Genomic DNA, 20,715 nt, shown 5'->3' on the forward strand with positions numbered 1-20,715 from the left:
TCCTATCCTTTCACACCAGCTGATAAAGACATCGACTGTAAAAAATATTTTTGAGCAAATAGGTATAAAACAAAAGTCGGAATAATTGCCACTAACGCGCCAGCCATCAACAAAGTCGGTTGTGCTTGATACATACCTTGTAAAAGTTGTAATCCTGAAGTAATCGGCATTTTTTCGATATCATTAAATACGATGGATGGCCACAAAAAGTCATTCCAAGAACCCGTGAAGGCAAATAACGCTACTACTAATAACACTGGTTTGATCAAAGGTAAAATAATTCTACGGAAAATCGTCCACTCGCTCGCACCATCAATCTGTGCAGCTTCATCAAAATCTTTTGGAATATTATCCATGAACTGTTTCACTAAAAAAATATTGAATACACCAGCTGCTCCAGGCACAATCATCGCAAGTGGCGTATTGACCCAGCCTAAAATATCAACGATCTTGTATAACGGAATCAAATTCACCACACTTGGAAACATCATCGTTGCTAACAAAAAGGAAAAAAGTCCATTTTTCCCTCTAAAACTTAAACGGCTGTAGGCAAATGCCGAAAATGAGACGACTACTAAAACTAATAGAGTATGTGACACAGAGATGAATAATGAATTAAAGAACCACTTAACCAATGGTGTGCTTGAATTGTTCACTAAAAGTTCTGTGTAGTTCGTCAATACCCATTCAATTGGTAATAACTTAAACCCTGCTGTCATTAGTTCCATTTCTGATTTAAACGATGTTAACACGCCGTACAGTAATGGAATCATCCAGATAACTCCCATCACGAGTAAAAAGCAACATGCGATTACTTTAGACATTGACTTTTTCTTCATCTTGTCTCCCCCTACTCTTTTCGCAACAATTTAAATTGGATAGCAGAAACTACCATGATACAAAGACCTAAGATGACTGCCATAGCAGATGCCATCCCAGCAATTGATTGCCCTGAACCAAAAGCATTTTGTTGGATGTACATCAATAAGACCCGCGTTGAATTATTGGGTCCTCCCCCCGTCAACATTAATGGTTGTCCATAAACATTAAACTGTGCAATCGTTGTCATTACTACGGTATATAAAATCTGTCCTCTAATTGCTGGCAAAGTAATCTTAAAAAATTTTTGTAATGTCGTAGCGCCATCAATATCGGCTGCTTCATAAAAATCCTTTGAAATGCCATTTAATGCTGCTTGATAGATAATCATATTCCCCCCGATCGTCCACCAAACCGTTATAACCACTAACGCGATCCAAGCATAGGGCTGTGTTCCGGTCCAAGGAATGTCCGATTGTAAAATCGTATTGATTGGGCCATAATTGACATTAAAAATTAATGTCCAGATGATCACTACGGCAGAAATAGCAAAAAGTGAAGGTAAATAAAACAGTGATTGAAATATTTTTGCTAATTTGGGTTTCGTATTTAATGCTGCTGCTAAAATCAACGGAACAAGAATACAGAAGGGCACCGAAAATAGCACAAATAGAAATGTATTTTTTAATCCAATCCGTAACTGTTCATAAAAAGTAGACTGTTCATTAAACAAGAGATCTTGGTAATTAGCTAAACCTACAAAAGTTGGTGAGTTGAACAAATCCCAATCTGTCAAAGAAATGTACAAACCAAAAATCACTGGTAACAAGAAAAAAATTGTAAAAATCGTCAAATGTGGGGCCAAAAATACCCAAGGCAACCATCTCTTTTTCTTGGTCACCTTGTCTGTAGCTGACATCGTTTCTGTAGAAGTCATCATACCTGCACAATCCTTTCCTAAATCAAGATACGTTGTGATTAAAAGTTATTTATTGGAACTATCTTTGGCAATTTTATCGACAACTTCCTTTTGCATTCCTTTTGTGAAATCAGCTACTGACTGTTTCCCAAAGACTGTATCAAAACCATGCGCATCAATATATTCTGAAACGTAACCATTGTATTTGTAATCAAAGATCGAAAGTGTTGCTTGTTGTTCAGGTGTTTCAATAAAGAATGATTGTGGCATTTTTTGATATTCTTCATTCTCTAAAATTGCTAATGTCGCTGGGTTTTGGCCGGCTTTCGCCCATTCAAGGGAATTCGTCCGTAACCAATTGATGAATTCCATGATTCCTTTGGTCTTCTCAGCAGAACGATCTTTATTCTTGAACATAACAAATTGATGTGAAGATGCCCAATTCACTATTTTGCTTGCATCATCTGTTAGTTGTGGTGAATTAGTCAATCCCCAGTCAAATTTTGCATCTTTGATATTATTTTGTAGCCAAATGCCTTCTGGGAAAAAGAGGAGTTTCCCAGCTAAGTATAATTGTGTTGGATCTTCCCCATCTTTTGTTGTCACCCCAGCTTGATATAAATCTGCCCATGCATTCATTGCTTCCTTCGCAGCTGGTGTATCTAAGGTAGGAGCAGTTCCATCTTCCGTTAATTCGCCACCTGCTTGTTTGAATGTTGATAAATAATTGGGTTTCATCCAAGTAACAGCTACACCTCGAATATCATCAGCCTTTGCTTTTTCACCTGCCTCTTTGATTTCATCAAAGGTTAGGATATTGTCATCCAGCGCATTAGGCGCATATTTTTCAAGCAACTCTTTATTGTAATAAGTTCCCCAGTTATGAATATCAAGTGGCAAGCTATAACGAGTCCCATCCAGTTCACCTAAGTTCCATGCCTCAGTTACATAATTTTCAGCTTTGATTTCAGGAAAATCAGCCAAAATATCATCATAATTTTCTAGCATGTCATTGTCTTTATATTGTTTGATCCGTTCTGCGTGAACAATGTTTAGATCTGGGATATTTTTTCCTGAGTTAACAACAGTTGGAATTTTGGTATACATATCTGTTTCTTTTAATGAGACATTTTTGATTTTATATTCAGGATCAGTTTTGTTGTACTCATCAATCATTGCCTTAACATTTGAACTATCTGCTCCTGTAAATGGATTCCAAAAAACGATTTCTTTTTCACTGGTTGATCCTGTACTTTCAGTGTTGCCACATGCTGTTAATGCCATCAAACAAGCACCCGTTACCAATGCCATACCTAATAATTTTTTCATTTTCCTGTCCCTCTCTCAATTTTACTAAATAGTTAATTTCCAACGATAATCATTTTTCAAGTAATTAACTTTTTAGTATTTTTTTATTTTGAACAAATAGTACATTGTTAAATTAGCATCGTATGTAAGCGCAGTCAACATTATTTTGTCAACGTTTATCAAAAACAACTATACAGTTAAACGGATGTTAGGATATAATCATATTGAGAGTCAGGCTGTTAACTTTTTAGTTAAATAGGAGATGAAAAATTATGGAACTTTCTTTAGATAAACGTTCTTTACCTGTTTTTGAATGTCTCGCTAGTGCTACTCGCTTAGAAATTTTAACATTTATCGGAAGTGAGAAAAAAAGCGTTGGAGAAATTGCAAAACATTTGGAAATTAGTAATGCAATCACCACTAGACATATTCAAAAAATGGAAGATGCTGGTTTGATCCATTCTGAGCGTGGCGTCGGTGCCAATCGAAACAAAAAAATGGTCTACCTAAAAGTTGACGATATCAATATTCGTTTCCCAGAAAAAATTTACCAGGAATTTCAACGTTATTCTACTAACCTGAAACTGGGACATTTTACTGATTTTTCCGTCAAACCAACTTGTGGATTAGCTACTACTGAAGATGTTGTGGGTAAAGCGGATGATCCAAAATATTTTATGGATGCAAAACGTGTAGATGCCGCATTATTATGGTTCAGCAGCGGATTTGTTGAGTATAAGATCCCAAATTTATTACAAGAAAACGAAACACCTGAAATGCTTGAAATCAGTTTTGAAATTGCTTCAGAATTCCCATTGTCAAATAACGTTTGGCCAAGTGATATCTCCATCTATGTTAATGATGTCAAAGTTGCCATCTACACTGTTCCTGGAAATTTTTCAGATATTCGTGGACGTTATACACCAGAATGGTGGAATGATAGCTTTAGTCAATATGGTCTTTTGAAGCATCTTCGTATCAATAAATTAGATACGGGAATCGATGGCGAGGCTTATTCAGATATCACAATCGGGGATTTGAAACTGCATGAGCTACCTTTTATCAAATTACGTTTTTCCGTTGAAGACGATGCTAAGCATCAAGGAGGATTGACCCTGTTCGGCACTGGTTTTGGCAATCATAAGCAAGATATTTTGATTACTACTTATTATTTGAAAAAATAGATGAAGAAATTAAGTTTGAAGGCCAAGATAAACTCAAAAATGTCCTTTTTCTTCTTTAACAAAAGAAGCTGACCAATATAGAAATGAATATTCAGCAAGTTCAAACTTAAAATAAGATTCACCTACTTTCTCAAATGATTTTCATTCGTCTTTTCTTTTAAAACTAGATCAAAAACACAAAAAAGACTGGAATTTATTTTGTTCCAGTCTCCTTTTGATTTTTATTCGTTGATTATATTCATTGTGAAGAAAAAAACATTTTGACCAACAGAAAATACTCTTTGCTTTTTTTGAATTGATGCTATAATTGTCTATACTATCTCTGCCAAATGTATTGTTATTTTCAGATTTTATAATGCGCTTATAAATGAAGTATTTCTCTTTTAAAATTGTGTAAAGCAGGTGTTGATTTTGAATCTTTTGAATTTATTGGATAAAAATAGTCGTATTCAAATCTCAATGGTCCACTTTTTAATGGACTATAACACAAAAACAAATATCACAGCAATGATAGAAGAACTATCATTAACTCGCTTTCTTTTTGAAACAAATATCAAAGAAGTCAGCAACATCCTTGATCAACTAGATATCGGATTATCCCTTAAATACGACAAAACGCAAGATCATATCACCCTGCAAAAAGACAATCACACTAGCTTAGACAAATTTTATTATTATTATCTGGAAGATTCTGTTGGATACCAAATCTTGATTTACCTTTATCGTCATCCTAATTATTCAATTGTTGAATTAAGTCGCAGTGTTTCTTTAAGCGAAGCAGCTATCTATCGACAGTTAAAAAAGTTAAACAATGAAATCAAAGAATTTGATATCCAGATACGTAAAGGAACGATCATTGGTGACGAGTTACAAATTTGTTATTTCTTTTTCCAGTTATTTTGGGTGGCTGTGCCACTAGACCAATTAGAAAAGAGAACAAACGACCATAGTAGTCTACGATTTGTTGATTATTTAGAAATGAAGTTAGAACAGAATTTCACAAGTGAAGCGAAGCTAAAACTATATCTTTGGATTCGTATTCTTAAAACGCGAATTGTGAAACAGCCGACTATCGATTCCAATCCAACAATACAGATGCTATTTGATTTTCAAAAAGAGGATTCGATTTACGAAATCATCAGAGATGCCTACTTTCTTTCCCTTAGCCATTCTGCTGTTTTTGGTTCAGCACATAACGCAATTTATCTCTATTTATTTATTTCGTCTATGTCGATTTTGCCCCCTAATTCAAAAACACTGAGTGACGATCACTATTGGCCGACAAACAATCCACAAATCATTTTGTTGAATGAATTGGTCGTGGATAAGGTTCGTACTGCTTATCAAATCGATTCCAAAAATATCGATGAAACGTTCATTATCAATTGGAAATATTATTTAACCCAAGTGCATGGATCACTTTTATATTTTAAAGGAAATATTAGCTTTCTCGATGAAAAAATTCTTTCTGAAAGACTGATAAAAGCAACGGTATTTATCCCTAATTTTGAACTTACACAACAAATTCTTGATGAAGCTGAACAGTTAGTAAATCAACCGTTGCTCTATGAAACAAAGGAATTAGTCACACGTATTTATCTCTATTTTATCAATCAAATGAAACGCTTTTCGACAAGTCAAATTACCATTGGCGTTCACTCTAGCGATGATTATCTTCACAGTAATATCATGGTCGAAACTGTTAAAACAGAATTTGACAATCATTTTTTTATTACCTGTGAAATCGCTGAACGCGGGAAAAATTACGATATTTTGATTACTAATTCGACCCTCTCTCTTTGCGACTTCCATTACAAAGACCTTTATATTACAAATGATTTCAAAACGAATATGGACGTTGATGCGTTACGCGTGTTGCTAATGAAACATTCTCCACAAAAAAAATTAACAAAAAAAAGCGATTAAAACAACAAAAAGCGTGAGACAGCTACTGTCTCACGCTTTTTGTTGTTTTTAAGAAATGGTCCGTAATTTCCCTTGAAATTCGCTAATTGATTGATACCCTTTTGTTTCCATAATTTCTGCCAATTCTTTGATGATTCTAGTAAAGATTTCTGGTCCTTCCTTGTGCAACTGCGTTCCAATTTGGAGCATGCTTGCACCACATAATAAGTGCTCAAAGGCATCTTGACCGTTACAAATCCCACCAGTTCCAATAATTTGGATTTCAGGTTTTAATCGTGTATAAAAAGCACGTACATTTGCTAAAGCTGTCGGCTTGATATACTCGCCCCCAATTCCACCAAAACCATCCTTCGGTTTGATTACTACTGTATCACTTTGAGGATCAATATATAATCCGTTTCCTACACTATTGACGGCATTCACATAAGTCAACGGAAATTGATTCAAGATATCTGCCATCGCATCGAAATGAGCAAAATCAAAATATGGTGGTAATTTCACGCCCAAAGGTTTAGTAAAAATGGCAAATGCTTGTTTAAGTGTTTCAAAAGTTGCATCAAAATCATAAGCAAGTTGTGGTTTTCCTGGAACATTAGGACAAGAAAGGTTTAATTCTGTAATTCCACGAAAATCACTTTTTTCGATCATTTCTAACATTTCTAAGTTCTCTGCTACACTCATTCCTGCAATTGAGAAAAATAACGGAGCAGCAGCCGGATTTTCTTTTTCATATTGAAGTGCGTAATCTAAATAATAAGCAAAACCTAAGTTAGGTAACCCCATCGAATTGATACTTCCTAACGCTACATCATAGTAACGTGGTTCGGGATTTCCTGCACGCTCTGGAATCGTACAACTCTTAGTAATCATCGCACCAGCATCTGAGCTTGCTAGTTCATGCATTTCTTGCACCGTTATACAATGAACACCAGACGCATTCATAAACGGATTAGCAAAAGTATGGTTGGCAAAGGTCATTTCTAAATTCAAGATAATCGCTCCTTCAAAGGCATTTTATCTAGTTTAGCATTTTCAACTAGAAAATCAATAAAAAAACTTAGGTTTTTTCAAACTAACTAAGTAATGTTCGTCTTTTAAAAGAATAAAGTTTACTTTGACAAGGATATTGTTAATCCCACTAATGATGAGCACTCGTCTTCACGCAACCAACCTTATTTGTTTCAATACATATCAATATGTAACAGATGAAGAAAAAGAGTCTCCATAGATAAAAATATTCTATCCACATTTTAGACGTTTTCACTTACCATAAAACCTATCTTTTTACACAAAAAAGACTGGAACACTGTCCAGTCTCTTTTCTACATTCAATCACTCAACTACTTTTCTTAACTAATTTTTTTAAGAATGATTTCTTTTTTTCTTTCAAAAAAATATCTTTTTCTAACATTTTATATAAAATAACGGCGCATGCTTCAGAAATAAAGATCAATACAGCTAAAGGTAAATAAGTATTGCTTCCCATGATTCCTACTAACGGCGTAAAAACCATTCCGATTGCATACATTCCTAATCCAAGTACGGAAGAGGCAATCCCAGCATGCTCGCCTTGTCTTTCCATAGCCATTGTTGTTACCACTGCATTTACTAAGCCCAGTGTCGATACAACTAGCAACAAACCAAGCAAAGCAAGCCACAAATGATTGGTATGGATACCACTAATAATAACCAAAATACTACCTAGAAAACCAAGACCCACGCCCCAACCTAACTGACGGAAGCTACTCATTTTCTTCGACAACACACCAGCAAGTTCTGCTGCAACCACGATCCCGATTCCATTGATTCCATAAATCAAACTAAACATTTTATCTGACAAACCAAAAACATTTTGTAACATAAAGGAAGGACCAGAGATATAACAGAACATCGCCGCATAAACAAACCCTTGGATCAGCACGAACATCATAAATGGTCGATCACTAAATACTGCTTGCCATCCTGCTTTCTGTTCGACTTTTTCAGTTACCACTTGAACTTCATGTGTCTCCTTAAACCCGATTAGAATACCTAAAAATAATAACAAACCAACTACTGCAAGAAAAATAAAAATACCGCGCCAAGAAAAATAACTCAAGAAAAAACTCCCCAGTAAAGGAGAAACAATCGGAAAGATACCATTGATCGCCATCAACATGGCAATGAAACGAGTCAATTGAGTACCAGAAAATAAGTCTTTCGCAATTGCTCGTGTTAAAACCACCCCAGTGGAGCTAGCAATTCCTTGAATCAATCGTAATCCTAGAAATAACCAAATATTTGTTACAGATACTGATAATAAACAGGCAATAACAGAAATACCAATACCCCACAACAGTGGTTTCTTCCGCCCAATGCGGTCACTAATTGCACCAATAAATAATGGTCCAAATGCGAGTCCAGCTAAACACATGGTCAAACTTAACTGAACCATTGATGTCGGGATCCCGAAATCTGTTTCTAGCACTGGTAAAGCTGGTAAATAAGTATCAAGTAGCAAGGGACCATATGCGCTTAATGTACCAAGCAAGATAGATAACCACCATATTTTCTTTTTATTTTCAATCATTTCCTTTCACCTCAAAAAGAAAATAGCATGGAAAAATGGAAATATCAATAAAAAACCTAGTAAATTTTCACTTTTTTCAATAAAATGAGAACAATACTCATTTTAGATGTTTTGCCTTAAATAAAAAACGTCGAGATCTGATTGACCTCGTACGTTTTTCTTCATTAATATGACAACAATTACTTAGTTTGTTCATTTTTTTATGAAATAAACTTTTTAATTATTTTTCATTAGTCATCCTAAAATTTGATTATCCAAGATAATTGTTTGCTTTTCAGATGGCAGGTTTTCTGTTGCCCCCTTGATTCGTTCAAGGATGATCGTTGCCGCTGTCTCCCCAATTTTTTCTGTGGGTGGATTAATCGTGACTTGTGGTAAAATACTTTGCTCGCCTTCAGATAAATAGTCATAATGACCAAACAAAATATCTTTACCTACAGAAATACCTTGTTCATTAAAGCATTCTAAGGAACCAAGAGACATATTGTAATTGCTGACAAAAAGTGCCGTTACCTTTTTCGCCAATAATTCTTTTGTTCCTTGATAACCACTCCTTCTAGTATAATCTCCTTCATATATCTCTAGTTCTACTGTAGGTTGATTTTCGATTGCATCTTTCGCGCCTAACAGCCGTTCTTTTGCTGTGTAATCTGTTTGTGGAGCAGTGATATAACCAATCTTTTGATGTCCCTTAGCCATATAATCAGAGATCACTTTTGAGACACTTTCACGATCATTTAATAAAATGACATCTGCATTATTCAATGGATCTGGATAATTCAAAGAGACGATTGGAACATTGACTTGCGCTAATTTTTCCATGTCGATCCATTCTTCACTTGATAAAAAGACAATCAATCCATCAATGGAGTGTTTCAACAAATAATCAATTTTCTCATCCATTTGTTTTTCACTTTTCGAAAAACCACTAAGCAGTATACTATAGCCATTTGCTTCAGCAACTTTTTCAATGCCAGAAACAACTTCAGAGCCAAATCGGCTGGAAATACTATTCATCAGTAAGCCAATGGAAAAACTTCGATTATTTTTAAGACCTTTGGCAATAATATTTTCTTTATAGTCTAAAGCTTTAATCGCTGAAGTGATTTTTTCAACATTTGACTGCCTTAATTGTTGACCATTCAAATACCGCGACACTGTTCCTACTGAAACACCAGCAAGTTGAGCAACGTCTCTAATTGATGCCATTTTTTCCACTCCTACCAATCACAATTGACTTCTGCCTCTTGATCATCAATCATGATTTTTGCTTTTTTGGCGAAATGCCAGCAGTTGTCTGCACCTAAATATTGGAAATCTTCTGGAGACAACTCAAACATCACCGTTTTTTCTTCCTGCGCTTTTAATTCGTGTTTGCTGAAAGCTTTAAGCATCTTTTTACGCTGAATAACGGAACCTCCAAGAAGTTTGACAAATATAAGTGAACTGACTTTGCCAGCAATCGATCCTTTATTTTTAACTTTAACGGATACCGTTATTTTGTCAATATTTGTTTTGCATTGAAGCGCTGAATAAACAAATGGAGTATAGCTTAACCCTTCCCCAAAATCATGTAGTGGACTGCCACTTAGGTCATAATAATCCTCTTGTTTTGAGGCATCTCTCTGATAATAATAGACCGGCAACTGCTGACTATTTCTAGGATAAGTAATACTTAAACGACCACTCGGATTTGATTGTCCAAGTAATGTCTTCGCGATTGCTTTTCCTCCTTCTTGTCCTGGAAACCAACCAATCAAAACAGCATCAGACACTGCTTCAACTAAAGACAAGTCAGAAGGACGACCTTGGATCATTACTGAAACAAGCGGTTTTTCAAGTTTCGCAAGTTCAGTCAAGAGAACTTCTTGCTTGCCTCCTAAAGATAACGAGGCGACATCTACGTTTTCTCCAGAATCCATATTCACCCCTTTGGATGAGACCGCACCATTTTGTAAAAATTCCATGTCAAAGTTTCGCGCACTTGATCCACCTAAAACAGTGATAATTATATCAGCCCCTCTCGCTAGTTGAAGTGCTTCTTTGATTTTTGCTTCTTGTGACACTTCATTTCGGATCTCGCAACCTTCGGCATATGTGACAGTTGCTGAAGAAAACAACTTTTTGATTTCGCGATAAATCGTTTTTTCTAATTGCATTCCTGTTTGTGGGGCTGAATAGTCACCTAACAAGTGATATAAATTGTCTGCATTTGGTCCGATTACTGCAATTTTTTTGCCGTTTGGATTTAGCGGAAGGACACCATTGTTTTTAGTAAGAACTATGCTTTCTTCCGCCAATTGTTGATTTAGTTCTCTTGATTCTGTCCATAATTTTTTCCAGTGGCTCTTTGGATCTTTGATAAAAGGATCTTCAAATAACCCTAATAAAAATTTAATTGACAAAATGCGTCGTACAGCACGATCAAGCATTGCTTCGTCAATCACATTTTCTAAAATACCTTCTTCAATTCTAGTGTAAGTTTCATCCCATAAACTCAAATCAATCCCAGCAGTTAACGCATGACCTGCCGCTTCTGTTTGACTTTCATACACATCATTCAGACGATCTAGAGCAATCCCATCTGCCATGACTAATCCTTGAAAACCCATTTTTCCTCGTAGGTTTTGTTCAAACAATTCATGGTTCACATGACAAGGCACACCATCAATATCATTGTACGCAGCCATTACCCCAACAGCATTACGTGTACTTTTCAATAGCGGTGTATAAACATCTGCAAATTCTCGTCTGCCAATTGGAACAGTTCCAGAATTATGTCCCCCGAGAGCCTCTCCTTGTGCAATACAATGCTTTAAAACTACGCCAATTTGTTCTTTCGACCGATCAATGTCCATCACCCGTTGATCTAAGAAAGTTGTTTTATCAGAAATCAACGACCCTTGAAACCCTTCAACGATTGCTTCACTCATTCGCGCACTAAGAATCGGATCTTCCCCAAAGCATTCTTCTGACCTTCCCCAGCGTGGATCTTTTAATAAATCCAAAGTTGAAACCAAAGCTAAATGTACACCTTTTGCTGCTAATTCTTTTGCCATCAAGTGACTCGTCTGTTTAACAAGTTCTAAATTGAAACTGCTACCACGACCGATATTCGTAGGATAAGAAATGCTTTCAAGTCCTTGGTGTCCATGAGGACATTCTTCGACAATCAAAGCAGGAATCCCCCATCTAGAATGATCAATCACATATGCTTGAACCTGATTTGCTACTTTCCAGCTATCTTTTGCAGCAATGCCGTTTTTGTGATCGACTTTTGACCAAGGATCTGCACGAAATAACCCATAGAGCGCTCCGATTCCTCCACCCCATTGGACATGATTCTTAAATTTTTCGGTTAATTCAATTGTTTCTTGTTTTTTTTCATAACATTCCCATCCATAAAGATGTTGATTGACTTGCCCAACTTTTTCGCTAAGGTTCATTCGTGCTACTAAATCTTCTACACGTTCGCGAATAGTTAACTGTGCATTTTGATATGGATAATTACCCAAGTTCTCCCGCTCCTTCTTGTCTTGCTTTATTTGCAGCTAATACAAATGGTACAAATAAAAAGACGTCTAAAATAATCAATAAAACTGTCAAAATGGCTGCCTTAACATCGCCACCTGTTGCAATAAATGATTGGATAACTGGTGGTGTGATCCATGGGGCTGCAGCAACTGTTTTTTCAATCAAGCCAACACTTGTTGCAACATAAGCAATAACTAAATTGATAGATGGAATAAGTGCACAAGGAATCATGTAGATTGGATTCATTACGACTGGTAATCCAAACATCACAGGTTCAGTAATGTTGAACAAACACGTTGTCAAACCAAACTTAGCGATTTGTCGCTGTTCTTGTCGTTTTGAAACCCACAAAATCGCAATTACCAATGGTAAGATACAACCTCCACCACCAATCAATCCAAATGCATTCGTAAAAGGTTCGGTGATAATATTAGGAATTTCTTTTCCAGCAGAAAAAGCATCCATGTTTTCTTGAATCGATTGTAATAGTGGTGCTTGGCGAATTGGAGCCAAAATACTTGAACCATGCATCCCAAAAACCCAGAGGAAATCAGAGAAAAATTGTAAAAATAAAATACCAGGAACAGACAAGACAAAGGCTTTTAAAGGTGTTTGAATGGCTAATTCAATCAAACTTGGAAAATCAAGACCAGTAAACTTATCCAGTAGAAAAACAAAAATAGCAAATAAAAGAATAACTGCTGTTTCAGGAACTAACGAATTGAATGAAGTGGCAACTGCCGGTGGAACACCATCAGGCATTTTGATTTTTAACTTCTTGATTTTTGCTAGCTTCATAAATAATTCTGTCCCCACAATTGAAGCAATCATCGCTGTTGCTAAGCCAGAAGATGAAGTCAAACTTTGTAAAAATACACCAGTTGCTTCCGCTGTACTACCGTCCACCAAAGTAACATTGCTTTTCAACGGCATCAAAATAAACATAACAGCAACACTTAACACACCCGCGTGAACTGCGCTAAATGCTGGATCATTCATTTCACCAGATCGAATATAATGATTCGCTAAATTCCAGCCGATGTTGTAACACACAACAATCGCTAGAATGCTCATCGTACCATTATTGACGATTGAAGCTAGGTTGGCTAGAAAACTTAAGTCGATCCATTGTTGGACAAAAGCATTAGAAAAAATCAATGCATTCAATAAAACCATGACAGAGGCTGCCATCACGAGTGGCATCGTAATGATAAAACTGTCCCGAATTGCAAGTAAGTGACGCTGGCTGTTCATCTTAGAAACGATTGGTAATAACTTTTCAGATAACTTGTCTACAAAACTCATTAGTAAATCTCCCCCATTTAAATAAGTTGAACCGGTTCAACTTCACTATATCATGACTTTTCTTTTTTGCAATAGTTTTTTTGAAGGCGGATTCATTTTTTTGTTAAATAACTGTTTGCTCAGGCAATAAATCGTACAAAAAAAACAGTCAAAAGAATTAAAAAACTCTTGACCGTTTTATTTGCGATAATTGATTTTTAATTTCTATTATCAATCAACATAACCTTTTGTTCATTTCACGATTCAAATTTTCAAGCCAATCTTCTCATTTTTGTTCTTTTCAAAAATTCATCGCAAAAAGCAGCCACATTTGTCCTTATCACTTCAAAAAAATTTTTCCTGTTGACTATGCCTTCTTCAAGTAAATCAATCAATTCATATTGAACTTCCATCATGTCATAGACCAGTTACAAATTTCCACATATGGCTTTGGATTTTTTGAAAACAAATTGATAATCCGTTCTTATCAACAATCGCAATGCGTTCATTTTGAGAAATCGTTAATTCATCAATAGTTAAGATGCTTTTAGCAACATAATTTTTCAATATTTGTTAACTCAACAGCTAAGTTTTCCATTTTTTCCGTTCCCTTTATGAGGAAAAAGTGTATACAAAAAGAGGTAGCCATAAACCACCCCCTTGATTTCAATCAAAATGACCGAAGGAAAAAAGGATACATTCATCCCCGAAATCACATGTGCTTAAGACTTTTTTATTAACTAAGTGTTGTTAAAAAGTGCACTGCGCAATTTCATGGAAGCAGTTATCCTATTCTCCTTTACTTTTTTACTAAACTATTTCAATGATGACCTTCAAGCCTCAACTACTTGCTGATCATCCTTGAATCCAGTTTTTGCAAAAATCCATAATAGTAACAAAACAGCTACAGTTGATTGGATTCCCAACATTAAAATCAAATCAAAATGTAAAAAACCAACTACCGCAGCAAGAATCGATCCTACACCCAAGACATTCAGCATCAGATTCGCACTTTCTTTAAATGTTTGGATAGAAGAAAACCGGCTTTTTCGGGTCATCCATAAAAAGAGAGAAGCACCAAACAAAATCATGATCGTCATGACTAGTAAGATAAACCCTAAACTTAGACTGTAAGACAAGATAATCACTGGCCGATTGCTGAGATAAAATTGTTCTTCTATAAATCGTTCAAATTCTTGTGGTGTTTGACTCGTCGCTGGCGTAAAAGACGGCCCATAGTTCATCGTATAACTTCTTGTTTGCCCGTTATCTATTTGTTGAATATGCCACTGTGTTTTTTCAAAATTAATAAACGTACCCTTTTGTTGGACACTTTTTGGCAAATTCACACCCACGATTAATTCTTGGTTTTCAAAAATGACAGCTTCTTTCCCCTTTAATTCACCATTGACAACTTGTAAGTGAGAAAACTGTTCCGCACCTGCTTGATCTATCATCTGATTGACCGCTAAAAATTGTTGGCTTGGTATTGCAGTGATCTGATTTGCGTAATAAAGAGTGACTGGAATCGTCATAAAAGAGACTAAAAAGACTAATACTAAGAAAAATTTGGGCCATGAAAGTTCCTTTCGACCAGCAAACAAGCGTTTTGGTCCAGCTAGGCTAGCGAAATAATTAAATGGGAAAGTTTGCATTTCTGATACCTCCTATCCTTTGGTTCCTCCTGAAGTTAATCCTGTAACAAAGTTCTTTTGTAAGAAGAAGAATAACAAACAGATTGGTAAAGCAATCAAGATTGCTCCGGCCGCAAATAACGATACTCTTTGATTCGTTACATCAGAAATAAAGGTTTGTAACCCGACTGCTACTGTTTGGTTCTCAGGTGTACGTAATAAGAATTTTGATAGCATGAAATCACCAAATGGTCCCATGAATGCCCACAAGGCTTGAACGGCGATCATTGGTTTAACTAATGGCAAAACGATTTGAGCGAAAATTCGAAAATGCCCTGCGCCATCTAACTTCGCAGATTCATCAAGGTCAATGGGCACAGTATCAAAATAACCTTTCATCAGCCAAGTATTCATCGGAATCCCCCCACCAATGTAAATCATCGTTAAGAACCAATACTTGTCTAACGCATCTAGTAAGAATGCCATAACATAAAAAGCAGTCAAAGCGGCCATCGTTGGCACCATTTGAATAACTAAGAAAAACATCAAACTTGATTTACGACCAATAAAGCGATACCGACTATACGTATAACCTGCTAATGTTACCACCGTTACTTGTATCACCATTGTTAACACAGAAATAACCAGAGTATTTTTATACCAAGTGCCGTACAATGTTTCATTAAATAAACGTGAAAAATTATTCAACGTCCATTCACCAGATAAGTCCAAACTAAATGCAGCAATGTTCCCTGGTTTAAATGCTGTACTAGCAGTAATCAATAGTGGGTATAAAATAATGATTGAGAGCAAAATCAAGAAAGCATACGTAAAAAAGTGTGATACTCTTCGTTGAAATCTCGCACTAGAATTTATTTTTTTCATCTGCTAATCCCCCATATTGAACGCATTTGTTTTCTTAAAGACAAGCAAAGAAACACAAATTACCACAGCAGAAATAATCAAAGTGATTGCGGAAGCCATTGAATACTGTGGTGATGTCCCTGTTGTCAATTTATAGATCCAAGAGATCAAAATATCGGTTGAACCTGCGCCTCCACCGACACTACCCGGCCCACCATTATTAAATAGATAGATCATCGAGAAGTTATTGAAGTTTCCTGTATATTGAGTGATGAATGTTGGTGCTGCCACTAAGAAAATTGCAGGTAACGTTATATTTGAGAAACGTTTCCAAGCATTTGCCCCATCGATTTTTGCTGCTTCGTACAGATCCTCAGAGATTGATTGCAAGATTCCAGTTACCATAACATAGATGTATGGGAATCCTAACCAGCCTTGAACAAGGATAATTGCTACTTTTGTCCAATTTGGATCTGTTTTCCAAGAAATTGCACCGATATCAACAAAAGGTAGATTATTCAAAAATGGAATGACTTGCGTGTTGATCGCGCCAACACTGTCATTGAAAATGTTAGAGAAACTCATAATTGTAATAAAAGCAGGAACAGCCCATGGTAATAAGAAAATAATACCAAATACACGTTTAAATTTAATAAATTTTTGATGCGCAACTACAGCAGTCAGAACACCTAAGCTAATTTGCAGAGTCGTTGCACACAAAGTCCAGATGATAGTCCAACTGAAAACTGATAAAAAAGTATTTCGATAAGAACTTAAAAAGAAGATACTAAAGAAGTTTTTGAATCCCACCCAATCAATTAGACTTGCAGGAGGAATATGATTAAAATCGTAGTTTGTAAATGCGGTGAATAAAGTAACTAATACTGGAAAAATAATGGTGAAAATCATTAAAAGATACGCTGGTAAAGTCAACAAGTAAGGAAATCCCTCATCAGCAATTGTCAGCAATGTTTCTTTCATCGTTCTATTGATTTTCTGCCCATTTTTTCGCATAGTTGCAACACGGTGTGCATCATAAAGATTTAACGCATAAAAGAGAAAGAAAATGATCGTGATGATCAATTGTAATGTTCCTTCAATCAAAATAAATAACGAATGATCTTCTATAGGGATACTTCCCAGTGTTACTAATCCAACTAATGATTGAAAACCACCAAGGATCATTTGAATCACAAAAATAAGAAAAATACTGAAGAAGGTGACTCCCTTCGCTTTTTGTCCATTTGCTAGCTGACCTAAGCCAGGTATTAGTGAAAAAAGTGTCACTTTATTGACTTGAACTTCATTTTTCGTTCCAGACTGCTTCATCTAAAACGCCCCCTAATCATTTGATTCTAACTAGTTAAAGGGGACGTGACCTGAGCCACTATTCCCCTTCTCCTTTTTTGTCTAGCTTTGTGGAACTGTTAATATTTTTGTTCAATTGCCTCAGTAATTGTTTTCACTGCACTGTTCGCAGATTCTTTTGGTGTTTTAGCACCAGAAGCTGCATCAAACATTAAGTTTTCTGCCCCTGTCCAAACTTCAGCCATTTCTGGGATGTTTGGCATTGCTTGTGCTGTTTCATATTGTTCAATTACCGCAGTTGTCAATTCATCATTTTTGCCTTTAGCAGTTTCGCGTGCACTTTGGTTTGCAGGAATTTCATTGACCATTTCAAAGAATGTTTCTTGGTTTTCTTGATTCGTTACATAATCAAGCCATTTTTGAGCCACATCTTTGTTTTTTGCGTAGTTGCTAACAACCCAGCCTTTACCTCCACCAAATGGTTGGTAAGATTCCCCGTTATCTAATGTTGGAATTTTTGCTACGCCGTAGTTAACTTTACTTTCTTTATACGATTGTGCTTGCCAAGGTCCATCAATAATTGCTGCCGCTTTGTTTGAAGTAAACTGTTGTGTCACAAAGTCGCCAGCACTAGTCACATCTTGCATGCCTTTTGGCCAAACATTTTGGAACCAGTCCGTTGCATAAGTAATTCCTTCGACTGCACCAGCATTATTCAACCCGATATCTGAAGCATCCGTTCCATCTTCACCAAAAACATAACCACCATAACCTGCAAGTAGTCCATATGAATAATAGAAATCAGTCCATTTTGCTAAGAAACCAGTATTTTTTCCTGCTTCTGAATCAAAAGCAAACCGTTCATCTTTCGCAAGATCTTCGACTTCTTTAAATGTTGTTGGTGCTGCATCAATCAAATCTTTGTTGTAATACAAAACAAGTGTTTCAATTACGGCTGGTTCTCCGTAAATTTTGCCGTCATAAGTTACTTGTGCCTTATCTGTTTCATCATAATCTGCTTCATTTCCCAATTTCACTTCCGCCAAGTGACCTTGTTGCCCTAAAGCACCGATTCGGTCATAAGCAGCCATCATCACGTCTGGTCCTTTTCCTGCAGGACCATCGAGAGCTAACGCTTCTAGTTGATCAAACATGTCTTTTTCAACTAATTTTATTTTGACATCATTCTCTTTTTCAAACTTTCCTTTGATCTCATTCATGTAATCGGTATAACCTGAGTCAACAGAAATCGTTAGTGTTTTTTCATCATCTGCTGCTTTACTACTTGATTTCCCGCCACTGCCACAAGCAGCAAGTCCACCAATCACTCCGACTGAAAGCAAACCTAAACCTAACGTCTTCATCATTTTACTTTTCATTTTTTATTTCCCCCTGTATTTTATTTTTCAGTTTTCTTACTAAAATCATTATACTGTTATAAAAAATAATCATGCAACCGCTTTCTCTTTGTTACCGGTAACAAAATATCAGCAGCTAAGAATAAACCCATGTGGCTGAATCTCAATCTTTTCATCCTTCAAAGTATGAACACCTTGTGAAAAAAGTACATCACTTGGTTGTTCTAAGACATACACTTCTTCTGTTTCATTAAAAACAGCTTGGACTTTTTGTTGAGCAAGTTGTCGAGCAAATACAATAATCCCTTGTGTTTCAGGTGATATTTCCCATACAGTTTCTCCCTCAGACAAAATCAAATGCAACCGTTTGCGCAAATGGACAAGTTCTTTCATAAAGGCAAAAAGTTCCAAGTCTTGCTTTTCTTCGTCCCAAATCATACATTTCCGACAATCAGGATCATCATGTCCTGTTAAACCAATTTCTGTTCCATAGTAAATACAAGGTGAACCTTTTTGTAAAAACATGAACGTCATGACAGCTTTCAGCAACTCTTTATTTTCTTCACACATCGTGAGAATTCGCGCTGTGTCATGGGAATCCAATAAATTGAACGTTCCTTCATTGACTTGGTCTCGGTAAAGCATTTGTTGTTGATTCATTCCGCTAATCATTTGCGAAACACTGATTTTCTTTTTCACAAAATAATCTTTGATTGAATCTGTAAATGCATAATTCATTACTGCGTGAAATTCATCGCCTTGCAACCAAGCTTGTGAAGAATGCCAGATTTCACCCAAAATATAGATATCGGGTTTTGCCTCAGTGACTGCTGTATAGAATTTCTTCCAGAAGTGATGATCGACTTCATTTGCTACATCTAATCGCCAACCATCGATATCGAATTCTTCGATCCAATAAGTTGCGATCTTTAAAAGGTGTGCTTGAACCTCAGGATTTGCCGTATTTAACTTAGGCATATGCGGCGTAAACGCAAACGTATCATAAGAAAGTTGTTCTGCGGTTTCTGGCAACTCAGTTAAACGATAATTATCCACCGGAAAAGAATGGATATGGAACCAATCTTTATAAATCGATGCTTCACCATTCTTCACTACGTCTTGCCATTGCGGTGAATCATCGCCCATATGATTGAAAACAGCATCCAACATCACACGAATCCCTCGTTGATGTGCCTGTTCAATCAATGTTTTAAATAACTTTTTATCACCAAAATGAGGATCAATTTCTAAATAGTCAATCGTGTCATATTTGTGATTAGAGGTGGCTTTAAAAACTGGACAGAAGTAAATACCATTGATTCCTAAATCAACTAAATAATCCAGATGATCAATTACTCCTTGTAGATCACCACCAAAGAAATCATCCCGATCAGGTGCTTTACTTCCCCACGGTAATGTATTTTCTGGATCATTACTCGGGTCTCCATTAGCAAAACGTTCTGGAAAAATTTGATACCAAACAGTTTCTTTTACCCATTCTGGCACCTTGAAACGGTCAATCTCTTGAAAATAAGGCATTCTAAAGTACATGTTTGGTTCTGCTAAAAAGCGAGTTTGATAAGGAAATACTCCTTGATCCCCGTAAAAACATTCCGTTTCATCTTTACCAATCACATGAAAACCGTACTGGATTCTTTTAGTATCACTACGGACTTCAAGTTCCCAATAGTCATGCACATTGGTACTCAGTCCTTTTTTCATTGGCACTTCTTCTAAGTACCACTCTTTTGTTGTGAATGTGTACGGATCTCCTTTTATCACAAATACTTTTTCGATGTCATCTTTGCCAGTTCGAAGTCGCAAACGAAGTGCTTCTTTCGTGTACAAATAAGCAAATTCGCTTTCTGGACGATGATAAACTGCTGCAGTGTTCATGTATTTCCTCCTTTTTTACTTCTGAGATAATTTCACTATAAAAGAATCACTCACAAAAGACAACGCTTTCAAAAATGTTAACGATAACAAGTTCTCTTAGCACAAAAAAAGC

At 36.2% G+C, this 20,715-nt stretch carries 16 protein-coding genes; 2 read left to right on the forward strand and 14 right to left on the reverse strand.

The window, feature by feature from the left end; genetic code table 11:
• Positions 1-2: 2 nt before the first annotated feature.
• Genes AC4BD1_RS06560 through AC4BD1_RS06570 form a run of 3 tightly spaced genes read right to left on the reverse strand, consistent with a single transcriptional unit; the run spans position 3 to position 3,067 of the window.
• Positions 3-839 (reverse strand): carbohydrate ABC transporter permease, encoded by an 837-nt coding sequence (locus tag AC4BD1_RS06560; RefSeq protein ID WP_206908027.1) that lies wholly within the window; start codon positions 837-839, stop codon positions 3-5.
• 11 nt (positions 840-850) lie between these two features.
• Positions 851-1,756: a carbohydrate ABC transporter permease gene (locus AC4BD1_RS06565; protein ID WP_490486022.1), complete on the reverse strand. Its 906-nt coding sequence runs from the start codon at positions 1,754-1,756 to the stop codon at positions 851-853.
• Between the two features lie 48 nt (positions 1,757-1,804).
• On the reverse strand, positions 1,805-3,067 hold the full coding sequence (locus AC4BD1_RS06570) for an extracellular solute-binding protein (RefSeq protein WP_490466103.1): 1,263 nt from the start codon (positions 3,065-3,067) through the stop codon (positions 1,805-1,807).
• 251 nt (positions 3,068-3,318) lie between these two features.
• Here AC4BD1_RS06570 and AC4BD1_RS06575 point away from each other — a divergent pair, with 251 nt between their 5' ends.
• Together AC4BD1_RS06575 and AC4BD1_RS06580 are read left to right on the forward strand one after the other, a co-directional pair.
• The gene (locus tag AC4BD1_RS06575) at positions 3,319-4,230 is read left to right on the forward strand and encodes an ArsR/SmtB family transcription factor (RefSeq protein ID WP_490466104.1); all 912 of its coding nucleotides are present in this window, start codon (positions 3,319-3,321) and stop codon (positions 4,228-4,230) included.
• A 411-nt stretch (positions 4,231-4,641) separates the two neighbouring features.
• Entirely contained in the window at positions 4,642-6,156 is a 1,515-nt protein-coding gene (locus AC4BD1_RS06580) for a helix-turn-helix domain-containing protein (protein WP_490485349.1), read from the forward strand.
• 48 nt (positions 6,157-6,204) lie between these two features.
• Here the strand turns inward: AC4BD1_RS06580 and AC4BD1_RS06585 are convergent, their stop codons facing one another.
• The 11 genes from AC4BD1_RS06585 to AC4BD1_RS06635 all read right to left on the reverse strand — a co-directional run bounded on the left by AC4BD1_RS06585 (position 6,205) and on the right by AC4BD1_RS06635 (position 20,603).
• Positions 6,205-7,146 carry a dihydroorotate oxidase gene (locus AC4BD1_RS06585; RefSeq protein WP_206908040.1) on the reverse strand — a complete coding sequence of 314 codons (942 nt, stop codon included), beginning with the start codon at positions 7,144-7,146 and terminating at the stop codon, positions 6,205-6,207.
• 346 nt (positions 7,147-7,492) lie between these two features.
• A complete protein-coding gene (locus AC4BD1_RS06590; protein ID WP_490485350.1) occupies positions 7,493-8,725 on the reverse strand; it encodes a multidrug effflux MFS transporter in 1,233 nt (410 codons plus the stop codon).
• Between the two features lie 234 nt (positions 8,726-8,959).
• A complete protein-coding gene (locus tag AC4BD1_RS06595) occupies positions 8,960-9,934 on the reverse strand; it encodes a LacI family DNA-binding transcriptional regulator (RefSeq protein WP_206908043.1) in 975 nt (324 codons plus the stop codon).
• 11 nt (positions 9,935-9,945) lie between these two features.
• Positions 9,946-12,240 (reverse strand): glycoside hydrolase family 3 N-terminal domain-containing protein, encoded by a 2,295-nt coding sequence (locus tag AC4BD1_RS06600; RefSeq protein ID WP_490485351.1) that lies wholly within the window; start codon positions 12,238-12,240, stop codon positions 9,946-9,948.
• A complete protein-coding gene (locus AC4BD1_RS06605) occupies positions 12,233-13,564 on the reverse strand; it encodes a PTS sugar transporter subunit IIC (protein WP_206898031.1) in 1,332 nt (443 codons plus the stop codon). Before AC4BD1_RS06605 ends, AC4BD1_RS06600 begins: the two co-directional genes overlap by 8 nt.
• A gap of 251 nt (positions 13,565-13,815) precedes the next feature.
• Positions 13,816-13,959, reverse strand: a complete 144-nt coding sequence (locus tag AC4BD1_RS06610; RefSeq protein ID WP_490485352.1) for a DUF1048 domain-containing protein — start codon at positions 13,957-13,959, stop codon at positions 13,816-13,818.
• A 417-nt stretch (positions 13,960-14,376) separates the two neighbouring features.
• On the reverse strand, positions 14,377-15,198 hold the full coding sequence (locus AC4BD1_RS06615) for a maltodextrose utilization protein MalA (RefSeq protein WP_490466109.1): 822 nt from the start codon (positions 15,196-15,198) through the stop codon (positions 14,377-14,379).
• 12 nt (positions 15,199-15,210) lie between these two features.
• Positions 15,211-16,062 carry a sugar ABC transporter permease gene (locus tag AC4BD1_RS06620; RefSeq protein ID WP_206908049.1) on the reverse strand — a complete coding sequence of 284 codons (852 nt, stop codon included), beginning with the start codon at positions 16,060-16,062 and terminating at the stop codon, positions 15,211-15,213.
• Between the two features lie 3 nt (positions 16,063-16,065).
• Complete coding sequence (locus AC4BD1_RS06625; protein ID WP_490466110.1) at positions 16,066-17,370, reverse strand: carbohydrate ABC transporter permease; 1,305 nt, start codon at positions 17,368-17,370, stop codon at positions 16,066-16,068.
• A gap of 98 nt (positions 17,371-17,468) precedes the next feature.
• A complete protein-coding gene (locus AC4BD1_RS06630; protein ID WP_490466111.1) occupies positions 17,469-18,728 on the reverse strand; it encodes an extracellular solute-binding protein in 1,260 nt (419 codons plus the stop codon).
• Between the two features lie 108 nt (positions 18,729-18,836).
• Positions 18,837-20,603, reverse strand: a complete 1,767-nt coding sequence (locus tag AC4BD1_RS06635) for a glycoside hydrolase family 13 protein (RefSeq protein ID WP_490485353.1) — start codon at positions 20,601-20,603, stop codon at positions 18,837-18,839.
• Positions 20,604-20,715 lie beyond the last annotated feature (112 nt).

It is taken from the genome of Enterococcus sp. DJ147D b (genome assembly GCF_058216655.1).

Bases quoted from the DNA above. Each gene is read 5' to 3' on its own strand.
- AC4BD1_RS06570 (WP_490466103.1), bottom strand. From the start codon at position 3,067: ATGAAAAAATTATTAGGTATGGCATTGGTAACGGGTGCTTGTTTGATG.
- AC4BD1_RS06615 (WP_490466109.1), bottom strand. From the start codon at position 15,198: ATGCAAACTTTCCCATTTAATTATTTCGCTAGCCTAGCTGGACCAAAA.
- AC4BD1_RS06620 (WP_206908049.1), bottom strand. From the start codon at position 16,062: ATGAAAAAAATAAATTCTAGTGCGAGATTTCAACGAAGAGTATCACAC.
- AC4BD1_RS06610 (WP_490485352.1), bottom strand. From the start codon at position 13,959: ATGATGGAAGTTCAATATGAATTGATTGATTTACTTGAAGAAGGCATA.
- AC4BD1_RS06565 (WP_490486022.1), bottom strand. From the start codon at position 1,756: ATGACTTCTACAGAAACGATGTCAGCTACAGACAAGGTGACCAAGAAA.
- AC4BD1_RS06605 (WP_206898031.1), bottom strand. From the start codon at position 13,564: ATGAGTTTTGTAGACAAGTTATCTGAAAAGTTATTACCAATCGTTTCT.
- AC4BD1_RS06595 (WP_206908043.1), bottom strand. From the start codon at position 9,934: ATGGCATCAATTAGAGACGTTGCTCAACTTGCTGGTGTTTCAGTAGGA.
- AC4BD1_RS06575 (WP_490466104.1), top strand. From the start codon at position 3,319: ATGGAACTTTCTTTAGATAAACGTTCTTTACCTGTTTTTGAATGTCTC.
- AC4BD1_RS06590 (WP_490485350.1), bottom strand. From the start codon at position 8,725: ATGATTGAAAATAAAAAGAAAATATGGTGGTTATCTATCTTGCTTGGT.
- AC4BD1_RS06560 (WP_206908027.1), bottom strand. From the start codon at position 839: ATGAAGAAAAAGTCAATGTCTAAAGTAATCGCATGTTGCTTTTTACTC.
- AC4BD1_RS06635 (WP_490485353.1), bottom strand. From the start codon at position 20,603: ATGAACACTGCAGCAGTTTATCATCGTCCAGAAAGCGAATTTGCTTAT.
- AC4BD1_RS06625 (WP_490466110.1), bottom strand. From the start codon at position 17,370: ATGAAGCAGTCTGGAACGAAAAATGAAGTTCAAGTCAATAAAGTGACA.
- AC4BD1_RS06630 (WP_490466111.1), bottom strand. From the start codon at position 18,728: ATGAAAAGTAAAATGATGAAGACGTTAGGTTTAGGTTTGCTTTCAGTC.